At 62.6% G+C, this 1676-nt stretch carries 2 protein-coding genes; both read right to left on the bottom strand.

All coding sequences use genetic code 11. The features are described from left to right. Window positions 1-102 precede the first annotated feature (102 nt). Window positions 103-1014 (bottom strand): hypothetical protein, encoded by a 912-nt coding sequence (locus EPN29_13900; GenBank protein ID TAN31250.1) that lies wholly within the window; start codon window positions 1012-1014, stop codon window positions 103-105. Window positions 1015-1181: 167 nt separating this feature from the next. Continuing rightward, complete coding sequence (locus tag EPN29_13895; protein ID TAN31249.1) at window positions 1182-1532, bottom strand: hypothetical protein; 351 nt, start codon at window positions 1530-1532, stop codon at window positions 1182-1184. Window positions 1533-1676: the final 144 nt, after the last annotated feature.

Genomic DNA, 1676 nt, shown 5'->3' with positions numbered 1-1676 from the left:
CTGGCGGTGAACGAGTCCTTCGCCTTCGCCCCCGTCCCGCAGCCCAGTGAGCCCTTCCGCCTTTGCCAGACGCCGACCATTGAAGGCGTCAACGACTCCTGCTCATACCAATCGCGCCACCCTTTCCGCTCTAACCTCCTCCTCCTTCTGCCTCCGAATGACCCGCTCCGCATCCAGCAAGAAGTCCAAGTTCATCGTCGCCTCGACGCCGTTCATCTCAACCTCGTCGTCGCGATCCGCGTCTTCAAGTTGCGGTCCCTGCGTAAAGGTCATCCCGCGCACTTTCATGGTTGCGAAGAAGATCATTGACAGGTCTGGCCAGCGCTTCGTGAGATCGATGAGGAAGTGAGGGTCGTTCAAGTGGATGTGCGTGACGCCGGTCGGGGACTGTGTGCTGCGAGTTGAGCTGGATTGCTCAGGCGCGAGGATCCGAAGAAAGTCCTCGTTCGAGAGGAACTCTTCAAAGTGTTCGCGCTCGACGTCGTCGATCGAGAAGTTGAGCGTGAGCTTGACGAGATCGTTTGGGAGGGAAGGGGCGAAGTAGGGCAGGTATTTGAGGAAGTCGTCGCTCATCCAGATGGTGAGGAGACCGTCGGGAGAGGGTGTTGGGATGTAGCCGGGCGGCCAGAGCGGTACGTCGGCAGGTGGGTAGGGAGCGCTCGAGAGTGGTGGCGGCCAGCCGTAACCGGGAGGGTAGAGAGGGGCAGGCGGTGGTGCGGCGGAAGACGAAGACGGAAGCGAAGGGAGGGGGAAGGCGGGCGGAGGCGGCGGCAGGTCGGCCAGTGTGAGTGGTCGGCTCGGAATGTAGGTGTCGTACGCGCTGCCCACGGAGTCTGCATCGTCCCACTCGTCCTTCTGCAGCGCGGCAAAGTACTCGGCCTGCGTGTCCCTCGCCGGGTTGATCGCCTTGAGTTTCGGCATCGCATCCGGATTACCGTCGAAGCACTGCGTCAACGCCTCGAAGTTGTCGAAGTCGAGGATCTCGAGTGCGGGGAAGCGGTGGTTCTCGAACATGATGGTGCGGAGGGACGGGTCGATGTCGACTAGCTGGAGGGTGACGGAGCGAAGACGGGGGAGTCGAAGAGGAGGATGGCACACTGGTGTCTGCGGAGAACCGGTTGAGACGGAGAGGGTGATTTCGTTGCAGAAGAGGGTGCGCAGGTCTGCTCGGGATGTCAAGGTCAGCGAGCCAAGCGACGACTCGAGCGAAAGTACGCACCATTGAGATGCCGTATCTCGCGCAGGTCTACGCCGCGCATCGTCACGAGCCACACCTCCTTGATGCCTTCTCCCTCGTCGACCTCGTCCGCCTGGAGTAACCGCAGGACCGCACCCAAGTCCTTCCCAGACAGCGGTCTTCCGTTCTCCGCTCCTCCCAGCCTGACCGTCTCCGTCACGAACCCTCGTCGCCGTCGTTCAGCGACGCCCATCGCGTTCCCTGCCTCGAGCAACAGCCGGATGTCCGACTCGTCCCTCAGGACGCAGTGCCTCCACAGCTCCCGCTGCGCCCAGTCCCTCCACCTGCGGCACACGAGTGACAGGGTCCGCAGAGTCGCCGAACGCTCCTTCCAGTTTGACCAGCATGCGAGTGGGCGCGGCGAGACGGCGCTCGAGGTGAGTTGCCGGATTGCGGGTGGAGTTGGGGGCAGCGACAGCTCGAAGACGTGTTCGAGTAG

This window comes from bacterium (assembly GCA_004299235.1).
GTDB lineage: Bacteria > Chloroflexota > Dormibacteria > Dormibacterales > Dormibacteraceae > SCQL01.
This window is presented reverse-complemented; position numbering and strand designations above follow the sequence as displayed.

Excerpts from the sequence above, each read along its gene's own strand:
- EPN29_13900 (TAN31250.1), bottom strand. The coding sequence starts at position 1,014 with ATGTTCGAGAACCACCGCTTCCCCGCACTCGAGATCCTCGACTTCGAC.